23 protein-coding genes and 1 pseudogene are annotated in these 22,615 nt (G+C 68.8%); 14 read left to right on the top strand and 10 right to left on the bottom strand.

Annotated elements, in window-relative coordinates; translation table 11 throughout:
* Nucleotide 1: 1 nt before the first annotated feature.
* From ADBZ6K_RS04770 to ADBZ6K_RS04755, 4 genes are read left to right on the top strand one after another with little or no spacing between them, the layout of a single operon-like run.
* Nucleotides 2-652 (top strand): DUF4129 domain-containing protein, encoded by a 651-nt coding sequence (locus ADBZ6K_RS04770; RefSeq protein ID WP_526344698.1) that lies wholly within the window; start codon nt 2-4, stop codon nt 650-652.
* Nucleotides 649-1,779, top strand: coding sequence for a DUF4350 domain-containing protein (locus ADBZ6K_RS04765; protein ID WP_526344697.1), 1,131 nt, complete (start codon nt 649-651; stop codon nt 1,777-1,779). Before ADBZ6K_RS04770 ends, ADBZ6K_RS04765 begins: the two co-directional genes overlap by 4 nt.
* Nucleotides 1,776-2,765 carry an AAA family ATPase gene (locus ADBZ6K_RS04760; RefSeq protein ID WP_526344696.1) on the top strand — a complete coding sequence of 330 codons (990 nt, stop codon included), beginning with the start codon at nt 1,776-1,778 and terminating at the stop codon, nt 2,763-2,765. Before ADBZ6K_RS04765 ends, ADBZ6K_RS04760 begins: the two co-directional genes overlap by 4 nt.
* The gene (locus ADBZ6K_RS04755) at nt 2,765-4,087 is read left to right on the top strand and encodes a DUF58 domain-containing protein (RefSeq protein ID WP_526344695.1); all 1,323 of its coding nucleotides are present in this window, start codon (nt 2,765-2,767) and stop codon (nt 4,085-4,087) included. Before ADBZ6K_RS04760 ends, ADBZ6K_RS04755 begins: the two co-directional genes overlap by 1 nt.
* Before the next feature lie 6 nt (nt 4,088-4,093).
* On the opposite strand, the gene ADBZ6K_RS04750 is transcribed toward ADBZ6K_RS04755, so the two are convergent.
* Nucleotides 4,094-5,086: a stage II sporulation protein M gene (locus ADBZ6K_RS04750; protein WP_526344694.1), complete on the bottom strand. Its 993-nt coding sequence runs from the start codon at nt 5,084-5,086 to the stop codon at nt 4,094-4,096.
* Nucleotides 5,087-5,164: 78 nt separating this feature from the next.
* Between ADBZ6K_RS04750 and ADBZ6K_RS04745 the strand changes: the two genes are divergently transcribed.
* The gene (locus ADBZ6K_RS04745) at nt 5,165-6,049 is read left to right on the top strand and encodes an RDD family protein (RefSeq protein WP_526344693.1); all 885 of its coding nucleotides are present in this window, start codon (nt 5,165-5,167) and stop codon (nt 6,047-6,049) included.
* 117 nt (nt 6,050-6,166) lie between these two features.
* Here ADBZ6K_RS04745 and ADBZ6K_RS04740 read toward each other — a convergent pair whose 3' ends face one another.
* Entirely contained in the window at nt 6,167-6,664 is a 498-nt protein-coding gene (locus tag ADBZ6K_RS04740; RefSeq protein WP_526344692.1) for an anthrone oxygenase family protein, read from the bottom strand.
* An 81-nt stretch (nt 6,665-6,745) separates the two neighbouring features.
* Between ADBZ6K_RS04740 and ADBZ6K_RS04735 the strand changes: the two genes are divergently transcribed.
* Nucleotides 6,746-7,705 carry an AraC family transcriptional regulator gene (locus ADBZ6K_RS04735; protein ID WP_526344691.1) on the top strand — a complete coding sequence of 320 codons (960 nt, stop codon included), beginning with the start codon at nt 6,746-6,748 and terminating at the stop codon, nt 7,703-7,705.
* Here the strand turns inward: ADBZ6K_RS04735 and ADBZ6K_RS04730 are convergent.
* Nucleotides 7,672-8,832, bottom strand: coding sequence for a cation:proton antiporter (locus tag ADBZ6K_RS04730; protein ID WP_526344690.1), 1,161 nt, complete (start codon nt 8,830-8,832; stop codon nt 7,672-7,674). The two genes, ADBZ6K_RS04735 and ADBZ6K_RS04730, sit on opposite strands and share 34 nt — an antisense overlap.
* 235 nt (nt 8,833-9,067) lie before the next feature.
* Entirely contained in the window at nt 9,068-10,375 is a 1,308-nt protein-coding gene (locus ADBZ6K_RS04725) for a carotenoid oxygenase family protein (protein ID WP_526344884.1), read from the bottom strand.
* Nucleotides 10,376-10,561: 186 nt separating this feature from the next.
* On the opposite strand from ADBZ6K_RS04725, the gene ADBZ6K_RS04720 reads away from it, so the two are divergent.
* The 7 genes from ADBZ6K_RS04720 (at nt 10,562) to ADBZ6K_RS04690 (ending at nt 17,495) form a co-directional block, all read left to right on the top strand.
* Nucleotides 10,562-11,290, top strand: a complete 729-nt coding sequence (locus tag ADBZ6K_RS04720) for a GntR family transcriptional regulator (RefSeq protein ID WP_526344689.1) — start codon at nt 10,562-10,564, stop codon at nt 11,288-11,290.
* 92 nt (nt 11,291-11,382) lie between these two features.
* The gene (locus tag ADBZ6K_RS04715) at nt 11,383-12,933 is read left to right on the top strand and encodes an NCS1 family nucleobase:cation symporter-1 (protein ID WP_526344688.1); all 1,551 of its coding nucleotides are present in this window, start codon (nt 11,383-11,385) and stop codon (nt 12,931-12,933) included.
* A 62-nt stretch (nt 12,934-12,995) separates the two neighbouring features.
* The gene (locus tag ADBZ6K_RS04710) at nt 12,996-13,556 is read left to right on the top strand and encodes a PadR family transcriptional regulator (RefSeq protein ID WP_526344687.1); all 561 of its coding nucleotides are present in this window, start codon (nt 12,996-12,998) and stop codon (nt 13,554-13,556) included.
* A gap of 83 nt (nt 13,557-13,639) precedes the next feature.
* The gene (locus tag ADBZ6K_RS04705) at nt 13,640-14,338 is read left to right on the top strand and encodes a PadR family transcriptional regulator (protein ID WP_526344686.1); all 699 of its coding nucleotides are present in this window, start codon (nt 13,640-13,642) and stop codon (nt 14,336-14,338) included.
* A gap of 57 nt (nt 14,339-14,395) precedes the next feature.
* Nucleotides 14,396-15,178, top strand: coding sequence for a class I SAM-dependent methyltransferase (locus ADBZ6K_RS04700; RefSeq protein WP_526344685.1), 783 nt, complete (start codon nt 14,396-14,398; stop codon nt 15,176-15,178).
* A gap of 153 nt (nt 15,179-15,331) precedes the next feature.
* Nucleotides 15,332-16,810 carry a glutamate-cysteine ligase family protein gene (locus ADBZ6K_RS04695; protein ID WP_526344684.1) on the top strand — a complete coding sequence of 493 codons (1,479 nt, stop codon included), beginning with the start codon at nt 15,332-15,334 and terminating at the stop codon, nt 16,808-16,810.
* Between the two features lie 10 nt (nt 16,811-16,820).
* Nucleotides 16,821-17,495, top strand: coding sequence for a class I SAM-dependent methyltransferase (locus ADBZ6K_RS04690; protein ID WP_526344683.1), 675 nt, complete (start codon nt 16,821-16,823; stop codon nt 17,493-17,495).
* A 165-nt stretch (nt 17,496-17,660) separates the two neighbouring features.
* On the opposite strand, the gene mftD is transcribed toward ADBZ6K_RS04690, so the two are convergent.
* Genes mftD through mftA form a run of 4 tightly spaced genes read right to left on the bottom strand, consistent with a single transcriptional unit; the run spans nt 17,661 to nt 20,411 of the window.
* The gene (gene mftD, locus ADBZ6K_RS04685; protein ID WP_526344682.1) at nt 17,661-18,833 is read right to left on the bottom strand and encodes a pre-mycofactocin synthase MftD; all 1,173 of its coding nucleotides are present in this window, start codon (nt 18,831-18,833) and stop codon (nt 17,661-17,663) included.
* A gap of 39 nt (nt 18,834-18,872) precedes the next feature.
* On the bottom strand, nt 18,873-20,054 hold the full coding sequence (mftC, locus tag ADBZ6K_RS04680) for a mycofactocin radical SAM maturase (RefSeq protein WP_526344681.1): 1,182 nt from the start codon (nt 20,052-20,054) through the stop codon (nt 18,873-18,875).
* The gene (gene mftB / locus ADBZ6K_RS04675; protein WP_526344680.1) at nt 20,051-20,308 is read right to left on the bottom strand and encodes a mycofactocin biosynthesis chaperone MftB; all 258 of its coding nucleotides are present in this window, start codon (nt 20,306-20,308) and stop codon (nt 20,051-20,053) included. Before mftB ends, mftC begins: the two co-directional genes overlap by 4 nt.
* A 1-nt stretch (nt 20,309) precedes the next feature.
* Nucleotides 20,310-20,411, bottom strand: coding sequence for a mycofactocin precursor MftA (mftA, locus tag ADBZ6K_RS04670; protein WP_526344679.1), 102 nt, complete (start codon nt 20,409-20,411; stop codon nt 20,310-20,312).
* 161 nt (nt 20,412-20,572) lie between these two features.
* Between mftA and mftM the strand changes: the two genes are divergently transcribed.
* A complete protein-coding gene (gene mftM / locus ADBZ6K_RS04665; RefSeq protein WP_526344678.1) occupies nt 20,573-21,523 on the top strand; it encodes a mycofactocin oligosaccharide methyltransferase MftM in 951 nt (316 codons plus the stop codon).
* An 8-nt stretch (nt 21,524-21,531) separates the two neighbouring features.
* Here mftM and ADBZ6K_RS04660 read toward each other — a convergent pair.
* Together ADBZ6K_RS04660 and ADBZ6K_RS04655 are read right to left on the bottom strand one after the other, a co-directional pair.
* Nucleotides 21,532-21,912, bottom strand: a pseudogene (locus ADBZ6K_RS04660) (MMPL family transporter); the annotation flags it as partial.
* A gap of 47 nt (nt 21,913-21,959) precedes the next feature.
* Entirely contained in the window at nt 21,960-22,610 is a 651-nt protein-coding gene (locus ADBZ6K_RS04655; RefSeq protein ID WP_526344677.1) for a MadR family response regulator transcription factor, read from the bottom strand.
* Between the last annotated feature and the right edge of the window lie 5 nt (nt 22,611-22,615).

Here is a 22,615-nt window from a genome sequence, read left to right as displayed (position 1 = left end):
CGTGGCAATAGATATCGACAGCGACGCGGCCCACGACGCCGCCCAGCGCGAACTCGCGAAACCCATCTACCCGGGACCGTCTCTGTTCGAACGGATTTCGGAGTGGTTCGATGACCTGCTGTACCGGATTATCGCGGAGGGCTCGCGGATTCCCGGCGGCTGGTTCACCCTGACCGTGCTGCTGATCCTCGTCCTGGTGGCCGCCGTGGTGGCGGTGCGTATCGCCCGGCGCACGATGCGCACCGACCGTGGCGCCGAAGTCTCGCTGTTCGGCGGTGCGGAGCTCAGCGCGGCCGAACACCGTGCCACCGCCGAACAGTTTGCCGCAGTGGGTAATTGGGCCGCGGCGATTCGCCACCGGCTCAGAGCGGTGGCCCGCCAGCTGGAGGAGTCGGGCGTGCTGGCGCCCGTACCCGGGCGGACTGCGACCGAACTGGCCAGGGACGCGGGAGAGGCCATGCCCCACCTGCGCCCCGAGATGCTGCGGGGCGCCGAGGCGTTCAACGACGTCACCTACGGCGAGCGCCCGGGCACCGAGGCCGGCTACCGGATGGTCGCCGACCTCGACGATCATCTGCGGTTCCGCACCGCGGCGACACCCACCGGCGCCGCCCCGACCGCACGCCACGGCGGTTGGGCGGAAGTCCGATGACACAGGCCCGGCCGGCGGCGCGTCAGCGCTGGCGCACCGGACGCTCGGTGGTGCTCGCGCTGATCGCCATCACCCTGGTGGCCGCGGCGACCACCTACCTGACGGCACCGCGTCCCGGCGGCAGGATGGATCCCGCATCGACCTCACCGGAGGGTGCCCATGCGCTGGTCGCCCTGCTGCACGAGCACGGCGTGGAGGTGACCGTGGCCGACGGTGTCGCCGACGTCGAACGCGCCGCACGCCCCGACACCCTGGTCGTGGTCGCGCAGACGTTCTACCTGGCCGACGACGATCAGCTGCGTCGCCTCAACGAGGTGCCCGGCGACCTGCTGCTCGTCGACCCGGTGCCGCGGATCCGGGAGGCGCTGGCGCCGAAGATCCGCCTCGCCGGCGTGAGTTCGTATGGTGGGCGACTGGATTGTGAACTGCCCGAAGCGATCCGCGCCGGCGAGGTGCAGCTCGGCATCAGCGACACCTACGAGGCGGCAACCGACATCGACCTCACGCGCTGCTACGACGGTGCCGTCGTGCGCTACATCGACGCCGGCCGCACGACGACCGTGGTCGGCAGCGCCGAGTTCATGATGAACGGCGGCCTGCTCAAGCGGGGCAACGCCGCCCTCGCCATGAACCTGGCAGGCGGTCGGCCCCGTGTGATCTGGTATGCGCCCCAGCGCATGGAGGGCCAATCGCCGGGCGGCGCAACGGTATCCGATCTGATACCCGGTCACGTCCGGTGGATTCTTTGGCAGCTGTGCCTGGTCGTCGCACTGCTGGCGATCTGGAAGGCACGCCGGATCGGCCCGCTGGTCGCCGAGCGGTTGCCGGTGGTGGTGCGCGCTTCGGAAACGGTCGAGGGGCGGGGCAGGCTGTATCGGTCGCGGCGGTCCCGCGACCGCGCAGCCGATGCGTTGCGCACCGCGGCGCTGCACCGGCTGGCGCCCCGCCTGGGTCTCGGTGCGGGCGCCTCGCCCGCCGCGGTGGCCGAGGCCGTCGCCGCACGCACCGGCCAGGACCCCACCGCGCTGTCCGCCACGCTGTTCGGCCCGCCCCCCGAGTCCGACGCCGACCTGGTACACCTCGCCCACCGACTCGACGACATCGAAAGGCAGGTCGCGCAGTCGTGACTCAGCCGGCATCACAGACAACCGCAGCGCACCCGGCGACAGCGGATTCCGCGCGAAATGCCTTGCTGGCGCTGCGCGCTGAGATCGCCAAGGTGGTCGTCGGACAGGACGCCGTGGTCAGCGGGCTCGTGATAGCACTGCTGTGCCGCGGCCATGTGCTGCTCGAAGGCGTGCCCGGCGTCGCCAAGACGCTACTCGTGCGCACCATGGCCGCGGCGCTGCAACTGGACTTCAAGCGGGTGCAGTTCACGCCCGACCTGATGCCGGGCGATGTCACCGGTTCACTCGTATACGACGCGCGCACAGCGGAATTCGAGTTCCGAGCCGGGCCGGTGTTCACCAATCTGCTGCTCGCCGACGAGATCAACCGGACCCCGCCGAAGACCCAGGCCGCGCTGCTGGAGGCCATGGAGGAGCGCCAGGTCAGCGTCGACGGCACACCCCGCCCCCTGCCCGACCCGTTCATCGTGGCCGCTACCCAGAACCCGATCGAGTACGAGGGCACCTACCAGCTACCCGAGGCGCAGCTCGACCGATTCCTACTCAAGCTCAACGTCCCTCTGCCACAACGTGATCAGGAGATCGCGATCCTGGACCGGCACGCCCGCGGGTTCGACCCGCGCGACCTGTCCGCCGTCGCGCCCGTGGCGGGCCCCGCCGAGCTGGCCGCCGGACGCGACGCCGTTCGACGGGTACTGGTTGCCGACGAGGTGCTCGGCTACATCGTCGACATCGTCGGGGCCACCCGGCGCTCACCGTCGTTGCAGCTCGGTGCCTCCCCGCGGGGGGCGACGGCGCTGCTGGCCACCGCGCGGTCGTGGGCGTGGCTGTCGGGCCGCAGCTATGTGACGCCCGACGACGTGAAGGCGATGGCGCGGCCGACCCTGCGCCACCGGGTGGCGCTTCGCCCCGAGGCCGAGCTGGAAGGAGCGAACGCTGACGGCGTGCTGGAGGGAATCTTGGCCACCGTTCCGGTGCCGCGCTAGTGGTCCTGACCGGCCGCGCCGGCCTGATCGCACTGCTCGGCGTCCTTCCCATCGCGTTCTCCCCCTGGCCGGCACGGGCTTTCGTGATCCTGCTGGTGGCGATGGCGGCGTCGGTGGCGCTCGACGCCGCGTTGGCGGGCAGCGCGCGTGCGGTGCGATTGGACCGCTCCGGCGACACCGCCGCCAGGCTCGGGCAGTCGGTCGATGCGGTGCTGGCGGTCACCAACACCGGCGGGCGGCGGTTGCGGGGTCAGATCCGCGACGCCTGGCCACCCAGCGCCCGCGCACAGCCCCGCACCCAGCCGCTGAATGTGGCTGCGGGGCAATCCGTTCGGATCGTCACCCACCTGCGGCCGCAGCGGCGCGGCGACCAGGACTCCGCGTTGGTCACGGTGCGTTCGCTGGGCCCGTTGGGGCTTGCCGGGCGCCAGCGGTCGCATCGCGCGCCGTGGCGGATCCGGGTCCTTCCTCCGTTTCTGTCCCGCAAGCATCTGCCCGCACGGCTGGCGCGGCTGCGTGAACTCGACGGCATGATCCCCGTGCTCATTCGCGGTCAGGGCACCGAATTCGACTCTCTACGTGAGTATGTGGGTGGTGACGACGTGCGCTCCATCGACTGGCGTGCCACCGCGCGGCGCGCCGACGTGGTGGTCCGGACCTGGCGGCCCGAACGCGACCGGCGCGTCGTCATCGTGCTGGACACCGGACGCACCTCGGCCGGGCGGGTGGGTGTCGACCCGACCGCGAGCGACCCCGTCGGCTGGCCCCGGCTGGACTGGTCGATGGATGCCGCGCTGCTGCTGGCCGCGCTGGCCTCCCGCGCGGGAGACCACGTCGACTTCCTCGCCCACGATCGGGTCAGCCGGGCCGGGGTGTTCGGGGCATCCCGCACCGAGCTGCTGGCCCGGCTGGTCGACGCGATGGCGCCGCTTCAACCCGCACTGGTCGAATCCGACGCGGCGGCCATGGTGGCCGCGATCCAGCGCCGCGTCCGGCGGCGCGCGCTGGTGGTGCTGTTGACCGATCTGAACGCCACCGCGCTGGACGAGGGGCTGATGGCCGTGCTGCCGCAGCTGACGAGCAAACATCAAGTGGTGCTGGCCGCGGCCACCGATCCGCGGGTGGAGCGCCTCGCCGTCGGCCGAGCCGACGCCGCGCAGGTCTACGACGCGGCGGCCGCCGAACGCGCCCGCAATGACCGCAGCGCGATCGCGACGCGGCTGCGCCGCAGCGGCGTGGAGGTGGTGGACAGCCCACCCGACAACCTTGCGCCCGCGCTGGCCGACCGCTACCTGGCGATGAAGGCCACCGGCCGGCTGTAGCCCGGGTCAGCCGGTCGGCACCACGTCGGGGGCGTCCTCGAGATCGCCGGTTTCCCCGGCCCGCTCGGCCTTTCGGCCGAAGTGAAACACGTACGCCAGGAACGCGACTTCGGCGGCGACGCCGATACCGATCCGCGCCGCCGTCGGCAGCGTCGACGGCGTCACCACCGCCTCGATCAATCCGCAGACGAGCAGCACCGCGACCAGCCCGCCCGCGACCGAGACCACGGCCCTACCCTGCTCGGCGAGCACCTGCCCGCGCGGACGGTCGCCCGGGGACACCACCATCCAGCCCAGCCGCATCCCCGCGGCGGCGGCCAGGAACACCGCCGTCAGCTCGAGCAGTCCGTGCGGGGTGATCAGCCCGAGGAAGATGTCGCCCTTGCCCGCGTCGAACATCAGCCCCGCGGTCAGGCCGAGATTGGCTGCGTTCTGGAACAGCACATACGGGATGGGCAAACCCAGCAGGACGGCGAATGCGATGCACTGCGCGGCAACCCAGGCGTTGTTCACCCACACCTGGAGTCCGAACGACGCAGCCGGATGCTCGCTGTAGTAGGACGCGAAGTCGTGATTGACCAGTTCGTCGATCTCGCTCGGGGTTCCGATCGCGGCCTGCACTTCGGGGTTGCCTGCCACCCACACCGCGATGAGCGCGGTCACGGCGAAGAACGCGATCGCCGAGCCCAGCCACCACCGCCTCGACCGCCACGCGACCACCGGGAAGGAGACCGTCCAGAATCGGATGAGCTCACTCCACAGCGGTGCGTGCGCACCCGTCACCACCGAGCGGGCCCGCGCGACCAGGCCCGACAGCCGGCCTATCAGCACGGCATCGGTGCAGGACGTACGCACGATCGACAGATGGGTGGAGACCCGCTGATAGAGGTCGACGAGTTCGTCCACCTCCGCGCCGGTCAGCCGCCTGCGCCGTTTGACGAGCGCATCGAGCCTGTCCCAGGTCGCCCGGTGCGCCAGCACGAAGGCGTCGACATCCACCCCGTAGATCCTAGCCAGCACCGGCCCCGGCACTCCCGGCGCCAGCTACCGGCGGAGGATTTCAGTAGCGTGTCGGGCATGGTCGCGCAGCCCGAGCCCGTGGTCACCGGGGACGCCGTGATCCTCGATGTCCAGATCGCCCAGTTGCCGGTGCGCGCGCTGTCTGCGTTGATCGACGTCGTCGTCGTGCTCATCCTCTACCTGATCGGTGTGATCCTGTGGGCGACCACCCTGACGCAGTTCGACTCTGCGCTGTCCGGGGCGGTGCTGATCATCTTCACCGTGCTGGCGCTGGTCGGTTATCCGATTGCCCTGGAGACGGCGACACGCGGCAGGTCGCTGGGGAAGATGGCGGTGGGGCTGCGGGTGGTGTCCGACGACGGTGGCCCGGAACGCCTGCGCCAGGCGGTGTTTCGCGCACTGGCCGGATTCGTGGAGCTCTGGATGTTCTTCGGCGGGCCCGCGGTGATCTGCAGCATGGTCTCGCCGAAGGGTAAGCGGATCGGCGACGTGTTCGCGGGAACGTTGGTGATCAGCGAACGCACGCCGAAGCTGTCGGCGCCGCCGACGATGCCACCGGGGCTGGCGTGGTGGGCGTCGTCGCTGCAGCTGTCCGGGCTGTCTCCCGAGCAGGCCGAGGTTGCTCGCCAGTTCCTCTCCCGCGCACCGCAGTTGGATCCGCGTGTGCGCGACGAGATGGCCTACCGGATCGCCGCGGACGTGGCGTCGCGCGTCTCCCCTCCACCCCCGCCCGGTGCGCCACCGCAGTACGTGCTGGCGGCGGTGCTCGCCGAACGCCACCGCAGGGAACTGGCACGGCTTCAGGCCCCCGCCGGGTTCGGCGGACCGCAACCGTACCCGTCGGGTCCGCACTATCCCCCCATGCCCTATCCGCCACCGCCACCGCCCGCGCCACCGCCACCGCTTGCGCCGCCGCCCGGTGGCTTCACACCGCCGGGCTAGGCACATCCGGTCGGTCCGACAGCGTTCGCCAGCGTGCGCCCCGAAATCAACCTTCTGCAGGCAATCGCCGAGTAGAGCCCTGCAAAACGTTGATCTCGCTGTCACCGCCCGGCTGACTCACGACGAAGCGGCCAGGCCCGACAACATGAGCGCGGCGGCTGCCACCCCGGTAACCGTGCGGACGTGGTTCCACGCGGTCCACGCCGAGAGGTAGGTCCGCCATTCGTGCGCCGCTTCGGCCGCCGACAGCGTGGCCGGGTCCACGCCGTCGAGACGATTGTTGAGCGGCACGTTGAACGCGATCGTCACGACGAATGCGAGCAGCCCGACTACGGCCCCGGCGAACAACAGCCAGCCGCCGGGCTGACCGAGCCGGCCGACCGCCACCACACCTACGGCCAGCGCCAGCAGCGTCGAGCCGAGGAAGAACGCAAGGAACGGCGCGTTCGCCTGCGCCTCGGCGTTGATGCCGCGCATCGCGGTGATGGCCTCGGCGGGCTCGGTGCGGTCCAGGCCGCGCATGACGAAAGTGGAGAACGCGTAGAACAGGCCACCGGCGGCGGCGCTGCCGACGGCCGCCGACGCGGTCAGGACGACGGTTGGACTGATGCTCATGACGGCCAGTCAACCGCGGCGACGTGAGACGATCCATCGCTGAGAGTCCTCTCTGCATACTCAAACGTCTACGCTGGGGTCATGGACGCCGTCGCCGGGCTGCTCGAAGGGGTGCGCGCCCGGGGCGCGTTCGTCCTTCGCATGGTGCTGGACCCGCCCTGGTCGATAAGCATCCGCGACGAGGCGCCGCTGACCCTGATCTGCCAGACCAGGGGTGAGGCGGTGATCGTGGGCGACACTGCGGGGACCTTTCGGCTCGGCCCCGGCGACGTCGCGCTGACCCGGGGCACCGAGCACTACGTGTTCGCCGACAATCCCGACACCGCGCCGACGGTGGTGATCCATCCGGGCCAGCGCTGCACCACGTTGTCCGGAGATGACCTGCGCTTCGAGATGTCGCTCGGCGTGCGGACGTGGGGCACCAGCCCCGACGGCTCGACGATGTCGGTGGTGTGCGCCTACGAGGGCCGCAGCGAAGTCAGCGGCCGGCTACTCGACGCACTGCCCGCGGTGCTGGTGTTACGGGCAGGCGCGTGGGACGGCACACTGGTCGATCTGCTGGCCGCCGAGGCGGGCTTCGACGGACCCGGCCAGGAGGCCTACCTGGACCGGCTGCTCGACCTGCTGCTGATCGCGGTGCTGCGCACCTGGTTCGACCGCGACGCCAACGCGCCCACCTGGTGGCACGCCGAGCGCGACCCGATCGTGGGCCCCGCACTCAAACTGATCTACCGCCACCCGGCGCACCCCTGGACCGTGGCCAATCTCGCTGCCGCGGTGGACTGTTCACGCGCCATGTTCGCCCGCAGGTTCACCGAACAGGTCGGTGAGCCGCCGATCGCCTTCCTGACGGCGTGGCGGCTCGCGCTGGCCGCGGATCTGCTGCGCTCCACCCCGGACACCGTCGCAGCCATCGCCAGGCGGGTCGGTTACAGCACCCCGTTCGCGTTGAGCAGCGCATTCAAGCGGGCGTACGGCGTCAGCCCCAACACGCACCGCGCGGCGGCCTACCCGGAGGCCGTCGGGTCGGCGGCGCGCTGACGCCGAGCCGCCAGGGCCGCGGCAACCGAGGTGGACGCCACCGTCACCAACGCACCCAGCATGAGCGCCGCGGCCTCACCGGGGGCCAGCAGATGCTGCTCGGTCCCCAGCGTCGCAGCCGCAACGGGCACACCCAGCTGCGCCGCGGAGAGCACCGCCAATGCGGTGGGCTGACCCGTCAGGCGCCCGGCGGCGTGGGCCAGCAGTGCACCTGCGCCGAGCCCCACTCCGAGCACGATGAAGCCCGGGCGAGCACCGAGTTCGCGGACCTGCAGCGAGGCTCCCAGCCAGACGAAGAACAGCGGCCCGAAAAAGCCCTCCGTGATGCCGAACAGCTGGCGCGCCAGCCGGCGTGGCTCGCCCACCGCGGCGACGACAAGGCCGAGCGCGAACCCCGCCAGCATGATCGACACCCGCGCACCGACGGCAAGCGCGCACAGCGCGAACAGCAGGATCAGGCTCACCCGCAGCTCCAGCGCGAGCCGGTTCCGCTGGGAGTACCGGTGCACCCGCTTGCGCACGCGGCGGCGGTCGACGGCCCGCAGCGCGACGAACACGACGATGGCGCAGCCGGCCACCGCCAGTGCCCCCAGGGCGGTCCGCGGCGCCTGCTGCGGTTCGATCACCAACGGCAACAGGATGATCGAGGCCGTGTCGGCGATCGCGATCTGGGCAGTCACCGCCAGCACAGGGGGTCCGTTCAGGCCCAACTGGTCGATGACGGGAAGGGCGAGCGCCGCCGAGGACGACGCCATCAGCACCGCGTAGAGGGCGGCGTGGCCGGTGCCGAAGAAGCCCGCCAGGGCGGCGCCGAGGGCGGCCGCGACCGCCCCCACCAGGACGGCCCGGATCAGCGCGACCGGGATCGCCGACCGCAGGGTGCTGTCGCGGATCGGCACGTGAGTTCCGACGACGAACATCACCAATGCGAACCCGATGCTGGCGAGCAGCGCGAACGTGGGGTCGGTGGGGTCGACGAGCCCGAGGCCGGTTCTGCCGATCAGCAGCCCCGCGGCGATCTCACCGATGATGACGGGGATCCGCAGCCGGGGCAGCGCTGCCAACAGCGGTCCGGCCAGACCGACGACGGCCAGCAGGGCGAGCGTGTCGAACCCGAAACCCGTCATATCCGCGCAGACGGCAGGTGCGCGACACCGCACTCCTGTGCCGGGTTGACTGCCATGGCCCGTGAGGTTAGCCCACGGTGTGCCCGCAGCATCGCCGCCCACATCATCAGCCTCACGGGGTGGCGAGAACCCGCAACACAAGACCAGCGACCACTTGACTCCGCTTAGGAACTCAAACCCGGGCCTCGTGATCGGATGACCCCGAAATCAGTTGCCGCAGAGCACTATCCAATGACTAATCGCTGATCCAGTTGCCGTGGAAGCCGAAGGGCACCCGGCGCGGCAGCCGGATCCTGGCGACCGGATCGCCCGCGAAGTCGGAAGCGTCGAGGATCACCAGATCGCTTCCGTTGCGGGCGGGGTCATACACATATCCCAGATACCAACCGTTGGATTCGTCGGCGACACCGCGCGCAGGGACGAACACCGCCTCACCGGGCATGCCCGCCGATTCGCCCGCGCCGAACGCGTGCTCGGTGGAGGCGCCCTCGCGCAGGTCGTAGCGCACCAGGCTGGTGGGGCCGACCGACACGGCGTAGCGGGCGGGCAGCCCGGTCAGCCGGTCGTCGATGCGGGGGAACTCCACCCCGCGGTCATCGAGCTGATATTCGCGCACGGTGCCGGCAGCCAGGTCGATAGTCCAGCTCCACAGCACCCCGTCGACATCGAATCCGCCGTTGTTCCTCCATAATTCGGGGTAGCGCACCGCCTGCAGGACGATCGATCCGCCGTCGTCGTACGCGTTGGCGACGTGGAAGACGTAGCAGGGGTCGATGTCGAACCAGCGCACCTGGCCGTAGGGGTCGTCACGGCGCAGCACGCCGAGGCGGGCGCCATAGTTATCGTCCCAGCGGTAGGGCATGTCGCGGTCGCCGCGCATCGCCACCTCGAGGTTGAACACGATCGGCAGGTCCATGAAGATGACGTGGTTCGCGGTCAGCGCGAAGTCGTGCATCATGGTCAGCGCCGGGACCTCGAGCGGCCGGTTGATGATCAGATCGCCATTGGCATCGGCGCGGTGGTAGGTGACGTGCGGCGCGAAGATGCTGCCGTAGCCGAAGAAGTGCAGCTCACCCGTGGTGGGGCAGATCTTCGGGTGCGCGGTCATCGAGTCGACCAGTTTGCCGCCGAAATCGTAGGCCCCGAGGGTCTGCAGGTCGTTGGTGATCTCGTAGGGCAGCGACGATTCGACCAGCGCCAGCGTCTTGCCGGCGTGGTTGACGACGTGTGTGTTGGCGATGCTGGCCCGCAGGTTGCGGGTGCCGTCGGTGTTGTAGAGCGGGAACTGCTTGATGAAGCTGTCCGTCTGCACCCATCGGTTCCGGTACCAGGCGGCGCGGCCGTTTTCGATCCGGACCCCGTGGATCATGCCGTCGCCGGAGAACCAGTGCGCGGTGGCCTGCCGCGGGTTGGGGCCGTTGCGCAGGTACCAGCCGTTCAGCTCCGCGGGGATTGTCCCCTCCACGGGCAAGTCGAACTCCGTCAGCTCATCGGCGACCGGTGCGTAGTTGCCGGTCCGGAAGAACTGCCCGGTGCCGAACATGGCAGCGTCGGTGCCCGTCGGTTCATTGGTATCGGCCCTGGTGTGGGTCCTGCTGTGGGTGTCAGTGTCGGTCATCGAATTCTCCTCGTGGTCCGTTGCCATCCACCCTGACACTCCATCTGTGACATGTCAATAGTGGAATGTTGTCGAGTGGTGCGACGCCGTCGGCCGTAGGACGATCATCCGATGCCCGCGCGCCAGCATTCCGCCCAGCTGTTCAAGCTGGCGGTGCGGCGCACGGGAACGTCGCAACAGACGATCCTCGACGAGTTGCGTCGCGTCATCCTCGACGGCGCGGTCCCGCCGGGGACACCGATCCCGGTCGGCGACGTCGCCGACCTGTTCGGGGTCAGCAACATTCCGGTACGCGAAAGCCTCAAGACGCTCACCGGCGAGGGGCTGGTACAACACCGCCGAAACGCCGGTTATTCAGTCGCGCAACTGACTTCCAGCGAACTCGCAGAGATGTACATCGTGCGGGAAACCTTGGAGTTCGCCGCGCTGGCCGCCGCAGTGGTCAGCGCCACCGAGGACGACCGGAAACACGTCGCAGCCGTGCACGCGCTTCTCGAACGCGCAGTGCGCGAAGACGATCCGCAGGCCTATCACCGGCAGAGCCGACACTTTCACCTCGGGCTGGCCAGGCCCTCACAGATGCACCGCCTGGTGCATATGCTCGAATCCGCCTGGAACATCACCGAACCCGTACAGCTCATGGTGCATGTCGCCAGTGCCGACCGGGCACTGCTGCACGCCGACCACAAGCAGATGCTCACCGCGTTCCTCGCCAGAGATGCCGATACGCTGTTGTCCGTCAGCGCCACCCACCACGAGCGCCTCAATGCGGTGGTGTCCGCCCTGCCGTCCGACACCGGCCTGGTGATCAACGATTCGGAGCCGGCCGGAGGCCCGTAGCGAAAATATACTTTCAGGGCAACGGTGCGGAAATATCGCGCAACTAGCGTTCTGCCATCACGAGATCCCGTGTGTGACGACAGGAACCGCCCATGACCGATACCACCAGAGATCTACCCCCGGGTGCCAAGATCGGCGCCGACGACCTCATCGAAGCCGCCGGGCATCCGGTCGGCGGCGGGCTCATCAAGCCCGGTTACGACCCGCGCTTGACCAACGAGGATCTGGCGCCGCTGAAGAAACAGACCTGGACCTCCTACAACATCTTCGCGTTCTGGATGTCCGACGTGCATAGCGTCGGCGGCTACGTGACCGCGGGCAGCCTGTTCGCGCTGGGACTGGCCAGCTGGCAGGTGCTCATCGCACTGCTGGTCGGCATCGTCATCGTCAACATCTTCTGCAACCTGGTGGCCAAACCGAGCCAGCAGACCGGTGTCCCCTACCCGGTGGTCTGCCGCAGCAGCTTCGGTGTTCTCGGTGCCAACATCCCCGCCATCATCCGCGGCCTGATCGCGGTGGCCTGGTACGGCATCCAGACCTACCTGGCGTCGGCGGCGCTGGATGTCGTGCTGCTCAAGCTGTTTCCCGGCCTCATGCCCTACGCCGACGTCGACAGTTACGGGTTCGCCGGGTTGTCTCTGCTGGGCTGGGGCAGCTTCATCCTGCTGTGGATCCTGCAGGCCTGCGTGTTCTGGCGCGGGATGGAGTCCATCCGCAAGTTCATCGACTTCTGCGGCCCTGCAGTGTATGTCGTCATGTTCATCCTGTGCGGGTACCTGCTGTGGAAGTCCGACTGGCATGTCAGCCTGACCCTGGGCGGGGAGAAGAACGGCAACACCATCGCGATCATGCTCGGTGCGATCGCCCTTGTGGTGTCCTACTTCTCGGGCCCGATGCTCAACTTCGGCGACTTCTCCCGCTACGGCAAGTCGTTCGAGGCGGTCAAGAAGGGTAACTTCCTCGGCCTGCCGGTCAACTTCCTGGTGTTCTCGCTGCTGGTCGTCATCACGGCCGCCGCGACGGTTCCGGTGTTCGGCGAGCTGATCACCGACCCGGTGGAGACCGTGGCGCGCATCGACAGCACCATGGCAATCGTGTTGGGCGCGTTGACCTTCACCATCGCGACCATCGGCATCAACATCGTCGCCAACTTCATCTCCCCGGCGTTCGACTTCTCCAACGTCAACCCGCAACGCATCAGCTGGCGCGCCGGCGGCATGATCGCGGCGGTCGGCTCGGTGCTCATCACCCCGTGGAACCTCTACAGCAATCCTGAGGTCATCCACTACACCTTGGAGACCCTCGGCGCGTTCATCGGCCCGCTGTTCGGTGTGCTGATCGCCGACTTCTACCTGATCCGCAACCAGAAGATCGTGGTCGACGACCTGTTCACCCTCTCGGATAAGGCCAACTACTGGTACAAGAAGGGATACAACCCGGTGGCCGTCGCCGCCACCGTGGTGGGCGCCCTGCTGGCCGTGATCCCGGTGCTGCTCAACGGCACGGTGCCGGGGATGGCCGCCGCCGCGCAGTACAGCTGGTTCATCGGCTGCGGTGTCGGGTTCGGGCTCTACTACCTGCTCGCCACCCGCAGCTCGTGGAAGATGACGCCGCTGCGCGAACCCGCCGCCAGCGTCGACTGACGCCGCTCGACCCATACGGCCCGACATTCCACACCTGGAATGTCGGGCCGTACCATTTGCGGGTGAGTCTGCGAATCGCCACCCTGGGGCTGCTGGCCGAATGCCCGGGCAGTGGATATGACCTGCTCAAGCGCTTCGAGAAGTCGATGGCCAACGTGTGGCCCGCGACGCAGAGCCAGCTCTACGGCGAGCTGAACAAGCTGGCCGACGCCGGCCTCGTCGAAGTGTCCGCGGCGGGGCCCCGGGGCCGCAAGGAATACCGGATCACCCCCGCCGGCCGGGGCGAGCTGGTGCGCTGGGTGACCTCCTCACACGACGACCAACCCGTCCGGCGCCCGGGGCTGTTGCGGGTGTTCCTGCTCGGCGAGATCCCGCCCGCCGAGGCCCGCGCCCATATGGCGGCAGTGGCCGAGCACGCCGAGGCCGAGGTCACCCGTCTCGAGCAGCTACGCGACGGCATCACGTGGCGCGATGACGATTCCGGCTTCTACGGCCGCGCGGCCCTGGAGTACGGCCTCGCGGAGTTCGCCACGAAGGCTCGGTGGGCACGTGCGCTGATCGAGGACATGGACGCACGAAACGGCGACCGGCAAGCCCAGCCCCCGAAATGGTCGCCGGAATAATCGTTGCATCGCGATAGTTTTCGATATATCGTCAACGTATCGAGAACGCTGTCAGGCGTTCCGCCAAGAGAAAGAACCACGACATGAACAACCCATTCACCCCACCCGCAGGGCCGTTCGGCGGTCAGCCGCCGTTCGGTTTCCACCCGGCAGATCGCCGTATCCTGCATCAACAGCGCAGGCAGGCAAGGCGCGATTTCCGTGACCACGTCCGCGAACACCGCGGCGGCGAGTTCGGCCCCGGCTTCGGACCCGGCTTCGGCTTCGGCGCAGGCTTCGGGCCCGGCTTCGGCTTCGGTCCCGGCGGCGCCCGCGGACGCGGTCGCGGACCCGGCGGCAGGGGACGCGGTCGGCGCGGCGACGTCCGCGCTGCCATCCTGACCCTGCTCACCGAGCGCCCGATGCACGGCTACGAGATGATCCAGGAGATCGCCCAGCGCAGTGACGATCTGTGGAAGCCGAGCCCCGGCTCGATCTACCCGACGCTGCAGCTGCTGGAGGACGAGGGCCTCATCACCGCCGCCGAAACCGAGCGCAGCAGAAAGCTTTTCACGCTGACCGACGAGGGCCGCGAAGCCGCCGAGAAGGTCACCACGGCACCGTGGGACGAGATCACCGGCGACGCCGATCCCGCACAGGTCAGTCTGCGCGCGGCGACCAGGCAGCTGTTCGGCGCGGTCGCGCAGTCGGCGCATACGGCGTCGGCCGAACAGCAGGAGCGCATCGTGGCCGTCGTCAACAACGCCCGCAGGGAGATCTACCAGATCCTCGGCGAGGACTGACCCAGCGCGAGCGGTGGCTCCGCACTGCCGGGCGACGGCCCCGTCCCATCGTTCATGATGGCCTACGTGGCTACCGAAACTGTGGGCATTGACCGGATGCCACGCGGCGGATTCGACGCATCGTGCCTGGACCGGCTACTCGAGACGGATCGACTCGAATACCTCGACCGCGATGACGTGGACGACCGGACCAAACGCCAGGTCGTCGCCGCGCTGGACTGGATGGGCAGGGTGTTCGGCAGCCACCAGCGCTTCGCGGGCATCGCGCTCGACCTCGTCGCCGAGGTTCCCGACCCGAAGATCCTGGAGCTGGGCGCCGGGCATGGCGCGGTGTCGCGTGCGCTGCTGGACAACCACCCCACCGCCGAGCTGACCGTCACCGACATCGACCCCGTCTCGGTGGCCGCGATCGCCGCGGGCGACCTGGGCACCCACCCCCGCGCCGTGGTGCGCGAGATGGACGCCACCGCAATCGACGCCCCCGACCACGGCTACGACCTGGTGATCTTCGCCCTGTCATTCCACCATCTGCCGCCGGCGGCCGCGGCGCGGGTATTCGCCGAGGGCACCCGAGTCGGTGATCGGCTGCTGATCATCGACCTGGCGCGCCCGCCCGCGCCGCTGCACCTCATCCGGCTGGCGTCGATGCTGCCCCTGCTGCCCCTGACCTTCCTTCCGGTCGTGCATGACGGCCTGATCAGCTCGCTGCGTTCCTACAGCCCGTCGGCGCTGCGGTCGCTCGCCAAATGCGCGGGCCCCGACATCGCCGTCGAGTTGTCGGGCGGCCCGCTCAGCCCGCAGGTCGCGGTGGCGACCCGCACCGGGTTCGCCGACTCATAAGGCCCCTTCGGCACGCCCGCAGCGTCGAGATCAACGTTTTGCAGGGCCCTACTCGGCGATTGCCTGCAGAAGGTTGATTTCGGCGCGAGCGCCACCGGCCGGTGCAGCGACTGGTCCTTGCCAACGGGTCGGTTACCCGGTTGCATCATCACCGTGGGCGAGGAAGTCAAGCAGGCCGAGTACACCCGCGAGCACAGGCGCGAGTACCGGCGCAAGGTGCAGCTGTGCCTGGACGTCTTCGAAACCATGCTGGCGCGGTCGAGTTTCGAATTCGAGCGCCCATTGACCGGCATGGAGATCGAATGCAACCTGGTCGACGCCGACTACCAGCCGGCGATGAACAACTCCGAGGTGCTGGAGTCGATCGCCGATCCGGCGTACCAGACCGAATTGGGCGCCTACAACATCGAATTCAACGTCCCGCCGCGCCCGTTGCCTGGCCGCACCGGTCTGGAACTGGAGGCCGAGGTACGCGCCAGCCTCAACGCGGCCGAGGCCAAAGCCAACGAAGACGGCTCCCACATCGTGATGGTGGGCATCCTGCCCACGCTGATGCCGGAGCACCTCTCGGGCGGTTGGATGAGCGAGTCGACGCGCTATCAGGCGCTCAACGACTCCATATTCACCGCCCGCGGCGAGGACATCATGATCGACATCGCCGGTCCGGAACGGTTGTCGCTGCAGGCGGCATCGATCGCGCCGGAGTCGGCGTGCACCAGCATGCAGCTGCATCTGCAGGTGTCACCGGCCGACTTCGCCCGCAATTGGAACGCCGCCCAGGTGCTGGCCGGGCCGCAGCTGGCGCTCGGCGCGAATTCGCCGTACTTCTTCGGCCACCAGCTGTGGGCCGAGACCCGCATCGAGCTGTTCACCCAGGCCACCGACACCCGCCCCGACGAACTCAAGACGCAGGGAGTGCGGCCGCGGGTGTGGTTCGGGGAACGCTGGATCACCTCGATCTTCGACCTGTTCGAGGAGAACGTCCGCTACTTCCCGTCGCTGCTGCCGGAGATGTCCGACGAGGATCCGGCCGCCCAGCTGGCCGCGGGCCGCACTCCACGGCTGCAGGAGCTGCGGCTGCACAACGGCACCATCTACCGGTGGAACCGCCCCGTCTACGACGTCGTGGACGGCCGGCCGCATCTGCGGGTGGAGAACAGGGTGCTGCCCGCCGGCCCGACCGTGATCGACATGATGGCGAACTCGGCCTTCTACTACGGCATGCTGCGGACGCTGTCGGAAGAGGACCGTCCGCTGTGGACGAAGATGAGTTTCGCCGCCGCGGAGAACAACTTCCGCGAGGCGGCGCGCCAGGGCATGGACAGCAGGCTGTACTGGCCGGGCTTCGGCGAGGTGACACCCGACGAACTGGTGCTGCGGCGGCTGCTGCCGATGGCCCACGAGGGCCTGCGGCGCTGGGGTGTGGCCGGTGAGGTGCGGGAGCGGTTCCTCGGCGTGATCGAGGGCAGAGCCAAGACGGGCCGCAACGGCGCGCAGTGGCAGGTGGCGACCGTGACCGCCCTACAGGAACGGGGCCTGACGAGGCCGGAGGCGCTGGCAGAGATGCTGCGGCTGTACTGCCAGCGGATGCACAGCAACGAGCCGGTGCACACGTGGGACGGCCCCGCGTAGGTTAGGTGCCATGACATCAGAGGTGATGGATTGGGATAATGCCTACCGCGAGCAGGGCGAATTCGCCGGCCCGCCGCCGTGGAACATCGGTGAGCCGCAGCCGGAATTGGCGGCACTGCACAGGGCGGGAAAGTTTCGCGGCGACGTGCTGGACGCGGGCTGCGGCCATGCCGAACTCTCGCTCGCGTTGGCCGCCGACGGCTTCACCGTGGTCGGCATCGACCTGAGCCCGACGGCGGTCGCGGCGGCCACCGCCGCGGCGGCCGAACGGGGGTTGTCCAGCGCGGAGTTCGTGCAGGCCGACATCACGGCGTTCACCGGCTACGACGGCAGGTTCGACACCGTCATCGACAGCACCCTGTTCCACTCGCTGCCAGTGGAGGGCCGGTCCGGCTACCTGCGCTCGGCGCATCGGGCGGCCGCACCGGGCGCCGGCTTCTACGTGCTGGTGTTCGCCAAGGGCGCCTTCCCCGCCGGGATGGAGGGAGGGCCCAACCCGGTCGACGAGGACGAGCTTCGCTCCGCTGTCGCCGAGTACTGGACGGTCGAGGACATCCGTCCCGCGTTCATCCACGCGAACGCCGAGGCGATGCGCAGCCTGCCTATCGAGTTGCCGCCGCACGACCACGACGACAAGGGCCGGATCAAGTTTCCTGCATTCCTGCTCACCGCACACAAGTCCTAGCGATTTCGGCGCGCTTTCGTACGCTCAGCGTCGATAAGCGCGCCGAAATCGCCAGGACTTGAGGGCCGGGGCCCACCCACGGGGGTCATTGGCGGGATGGGGTCTCCACCGCGGGTAGGGGCCCCGGCATTCAGATGGCTCTAGATGCCGGACCAGACGCGAGGCTTACACACCGAGGTCGCGGCGGAAGCCGTCCGGGATGACCAGATCGGCCGGGCTCAGGTCGTGCACCGACGAGTGCCCGAGACCCAGCAGCGCCGAATCGATGCCGCCGCGCAGGATGTCCAGCACGTTCTCCACGCCGGTCTGTCCACCCGCGGCGAGGCCCCACAGGTAGGCGCGCCCGATCATGACCGCCTTGGCTCCAAGCGCGAGCGCCTTGACGACATCGCTGCCGCGGCGGATGCCACCGTCGAGCACCACCTCGACCTGCTCGCCGACCGCCTCGGCGATCGCGGGCAGCGCACGGATGGGCGCCGGGGTGCCGTCGAGGTTGTTGCCGCCGTGGTTGGACACCGAGATCGCGGTGACACCCGCGTCGACCGCGCGCTTGGCGTCGTCGACCCGCATGACGCCCTTGAGCAGGAACGGCCCGCCCCACTGCTCGCGCAGCCAGGCAATGTCCTCCCAGGTGGGCAGCGGGGTCTGCATCCACTCGTAGTAGGCGCCGAAGAACGTCGGGGCGTCGCCGCCGTCGGCGAGGTTGGGTGCGGTCAGGTCCGGCACCTTGCCGGTCTTGGCGAAGTCGATCAGCCAGCTCGGGCGGCGGATGCCCTCCGGCGCGAAGCGGATCATCGCCTTGAGGTCCATCTTCTCGGGGATGGCCGGGCTGCCCCAGTCGCGGCCGGACGAGAAGCTCCAGTCGGTGGTGACGATCAGACCGACCGCACCCGCGGCGCGGGCCCGCTCCATCCGCGCGACGAGCTTGTCGCGGCCGCCCGTCCAGTACATCTGGAAGAAGGTCTGCGGGTTGGCCGCGGTGACCTCCTCCACCGACTTCGAAGCGAACGACGACAGGCTGATCGCGGTGCCGCGGGCCGCTGCCGCGCGGGCGACGGCGACCTCACCGTCGGGGTGGACGGCCTGCACACCGGTCGGCGAGATGAACACCGGCAGCGAGATCGGCTGTCCCATGATCGTCGTCGCCAGGTCGCGCTTGCCCGACAGCCCGACGACGTGCGGGGCGAACCCCAGTTCGGTGAACGCGCTGAGGTTGTCCTCGACGGTGATGCCGCGTTCCGAACCCGCCACCAGCGCGCTGTAAACGCTTGGTGGAAGCCGCTTTTTGGCGCGCCGCTGCGCCTCTGCGACGGTTTCGAACCATCCTGTTTTGGCCATGACTGAACTCCTTACAACTGCTCTTGGGGAAATAGCCCGCTAAATCAGCCCGCTGAGCGGGTTTTCGTCGCATGCCCGCTTCGGCGGGCGGCTCACTCGATTCACGACGGTCAAGGGGATCGACCGGGAGTGGTCGACAGAAGGCTTGGGCACCTCACGCGCGCCGGCCAGCGCCGGTTCGCCGTAGCCCTGTACGCATTCGGGATCCGGCCCGTCCATCGGCAGGCCGGTGAAGAACTTCGCCGCCATGCAGCCGCCCCGGCACGAATCGAAGTGCGCACACTTGGCGCACGCTCCGCCGGTGCTCGGTTCACGCAGCTCACGAAACAGCTCGGAATGCTTCCACACGGTATCGAAACCGCCGTCGGACAACACGTTTCCGGCCAGGAACTTCTCGTGGATGGCGAACGGGCAGGCGTACACGTCGCCCACCGGATCGATGAGGCAGACCACCCGGCCGGCACCGCACAGGTTCAGCCCGGGCAGTGCCTGTCCGTAGGCGGACAGGTGGAAGAACGAGTCACCGGTCAGCACGCCGTCGCCGCGGGCGACCAGCCAGTCGTAGAGCTGCCGCTGCTGAGCCGCCGTGGGATGCAACTCATCCCACACGTCGGCTCCGCGTCCGGATGGGCGCAGCCGGGTGATGCGCAGCGTCGCACCGTAGCGGTCCGCGAGCGCCTTGAACTCGTCGAGCTGACCGACGTTGTGGCGGGTCACCACCACCGAGATCTTGGCGTCGGCGAATCCGGCGGCGGCCAGGTTCTCCAGGGCGCGGATCGCCATCGCGAACGATCCCTTGCCCCGCACGGCGTCGTTGACCTCGGCGGTGGCGCCGTCCAGCGAGATCTGCACGTCGACGTAATCCGACGCGGCAAGTTTGGCCGCCACCGCCGGGGTGATGCGCACGCCGTTGGTCGAGAACTTCACGCCCACATGGTGTTCGGTCGCGTAGTCGACCAGCTCCCAGAAGTCCGACCGGACGGTCGGCTCGCCGCCGCCGATGTTCACGTAGAACACCTGCATCCGCTCGAGCTCGTCGATCACCGCCTTGCACTGCTCGGTCGACAGCTCCCGCGGATCACGCCGGCCCGACGAGGACAGGCAGTGCACGCAGGACAGGTTGCAGGCGTAGGTCAGCTCCCAGGTCAGGCAGATCGGGGCGTCCAGTCCGAGTTCGAACTGGTCGATCAAGCGGCCGGGGGCCACGGTGGAGGAGGTCATGCGCGCACCAACATCTTCGAATCGGCCAGCACGGCCAGCGCCCTGGCATAGGGCGCAGGGTCGTCGACACCGGCCGCGGCCAGTGCGTGCCTTGCGCTGGGTTGATCGGGAAGCGAACGGATCACCTCGACCACGGTGACGTTCTTGAGGAATGACAGCTTGCGGGTCCCGAAGTGATAGAGCAGGGCTCCGAAAGGTTCGGGCCGCACCGCCACCTGCGGGTGCAGGCGCCACCGCGCGTCGAGGTCGAACATTTCAGTAGACCCCGCACATCCCGTCGATCGACACCTCTTCGACGAGGCTCTCGGTGACGAGTTCTTCAGTGGTGCTGGTCTCGGGTTCGGTGTGTTCAGGCATGACGTCCTCCCGGTTGTGTGATGTGCCTCACCGAAGCTATGGCACCCAGTGCCGAAAGGCAACCCGCCGACTGGACAGTTACCCGCCCACCCGGACGGGTCCGCGATCGTGTCCATTCGGTGCGCGCATTTGCGGTGGGGGTGCCAATACTCTTGACTCGCATGACACCAGCGGCGGTCAGCGGCGACATGCAACGCGACGTCAGCAGCGCCATCCAAAGCGACATCCAAAGCGATGTGCAACCGGCCATCCTCGATCCGCTGGCACCGGCACCGCGGGGCACCTGGTTCGGCCCCGGCGTCAGCGTGAGCAGGCGCATCGGGCCGCACCGCCCCCATCCCGACACCAGTTGGGTGTGCACCCGCCACTTCTGTGCGCGTCGCCGCGGCGGATTGCTGTCCGTGGTGCACGATCTGACGCCCGACGACCTCGACGACGAACTGGCAACCCGGCTGGTCGACGAGTTCGCCGGCACGGCGGTGCTGCGCGGTCGCGGTGACTTCGAGATGGTGTTCACCGGCGTGGTGCGCTCGACCGTCGATGGCGGCGTGCCCGCGTGGCTACGGTTCTACCGCAACTCCATGGCCAGACTCGAGGGCGGCACCACGCCGTTCGCCCCGATCCACGAGCGTGCGGCCGCGCTGATCACCGGGACCCGGCTGGTCGATCTGGGCTCGTGCTTCGGCTTTTTCGCGCTCAGGGCCGCGGCGGCGGAAATCGACGTCGTGGCCACCGATCTGAGCGAGCCCACGATGGGTCTGCTCAGCGCGGTCAGCGACCGGTTGCACAGGCCGCTGCGGACGATCAGCTGCGACGCCGCCCACGTCCCGCTGCCCGACGGCCATGCCACCACGGTGACTGTGCTGCACCTGCTCGAACATCTGACGCCGGCCGCCGCCGACGCCGTGCTCGAGGAATCGCTGCGGCTGGCCAGTCACCGGGTGGTGGTGGCCGTCCCCTTCGAGGAGGAGCCCAGCGCCTGCTTTGGACACGTGCAGACGTTCGACCTGGATTCTCTGCGCGCGCTCGGCGCGCGGTTCAATCGCGCCCATCCCAACGTGCGGGTCAGCGTGCACGAATTCCACGGCGGCTGGCTGATATTCGACCGCTGAGCCGATCGTCAGGGGATGTCCGGCCCCACTCGCGCGGTGCGCGGCGTCTCCTCCAATCCGATGCGCCGGTGCAGGCGGACCAGGGGCGCGGGCGCCCACCAGTTCAACCTGCCGAGCACGTGCATGAGCGCGGGCAGCAGCAAGGTGCGCACGACCGTCGCGCCCACCAGCACCGCGATGATCAGCCCGACGCCGAACATCTTCATGAACGACACCTGCGCCGTCAGCAGGGCAGCGAACGAGATCGACATCAACAGCGCGGCCGCCGTCACCACCCGTCCGGTGCAGGCGATACCCAGCGCGACGCTCTCGTCGTTGTCGTCGCGGGTGCGCCCGGACGCCAGCCAGTACTCACGAATGCGGGACAGCACGAACACCTCGTAGTCGAGAAACCGCGCCACAACTCGCCGTGGGTTCACACTGGGCGTGAGCGGGGCTAGATCAGACCGCGCTTGCTGGCGGCGTACACCGCCTCGGCCCGGCGGCTCACCTCGAGTTTGCGCATGATGTTGCTGACGTGGAACTTCGCCGTCGTGGCGGAGATGTACAGCTTCTCGCCGATCTTGTTGTTGGACAGGCCCGCCGCGAGCAACCGCAGCACCTCGATCTCGCGGTCGGTCAGCTGTTGACGCGGCTCGGTGCGGCCGGAAAGCGACCGCACCACCGCCGCCGCGCTGCGCGAGTCGAAGGCGCTGTCGCCCGCCGACACCGCCCTGATCGCCCGGACCAGCTCGGTGGTGTCGACGTCCTTGACCACGTAGCCACGCGCCCCGGCGTGCACGGCACGGACGACGATCTCGTCGTCCAGAAAGGTCGTCAGCACCAGCAGGCCGAGATCGGGGTGCGCGGCGGACAGCTTGGCGCACAGGGAAAGACCTTCGAAGTCCGAGCCCGCCGACAGCTTCAGGTCGAGCAGCACCACGTCGGGGTCCATCGCCGCCACGACCGCCTCGGCCTCGGCCTCCGAGGAGGCCTCGCCCACGACAACCAGGTCGCGTTCCCGCTCGAGCACCGAACGCAGACCCTGGCGCAGGATGGCGTGATCGTCGACGAGGACCAGGCGGATCGTTCGAACCGGTTGCGACACAGGCA

Source organism: Mycobacterium sp. (genome assembly GCF_044223235.1).
Classification (GTDB): Bacteria; Actinomycetota; Actinomycetes; order Mycobacteriales; family Mycobacteriaceae; genus Mycobacterium.
Note: the sequence above shows the minus strand (reverse complement) of the source record. Positions and strands in the feature narration are given on the sequence as shown.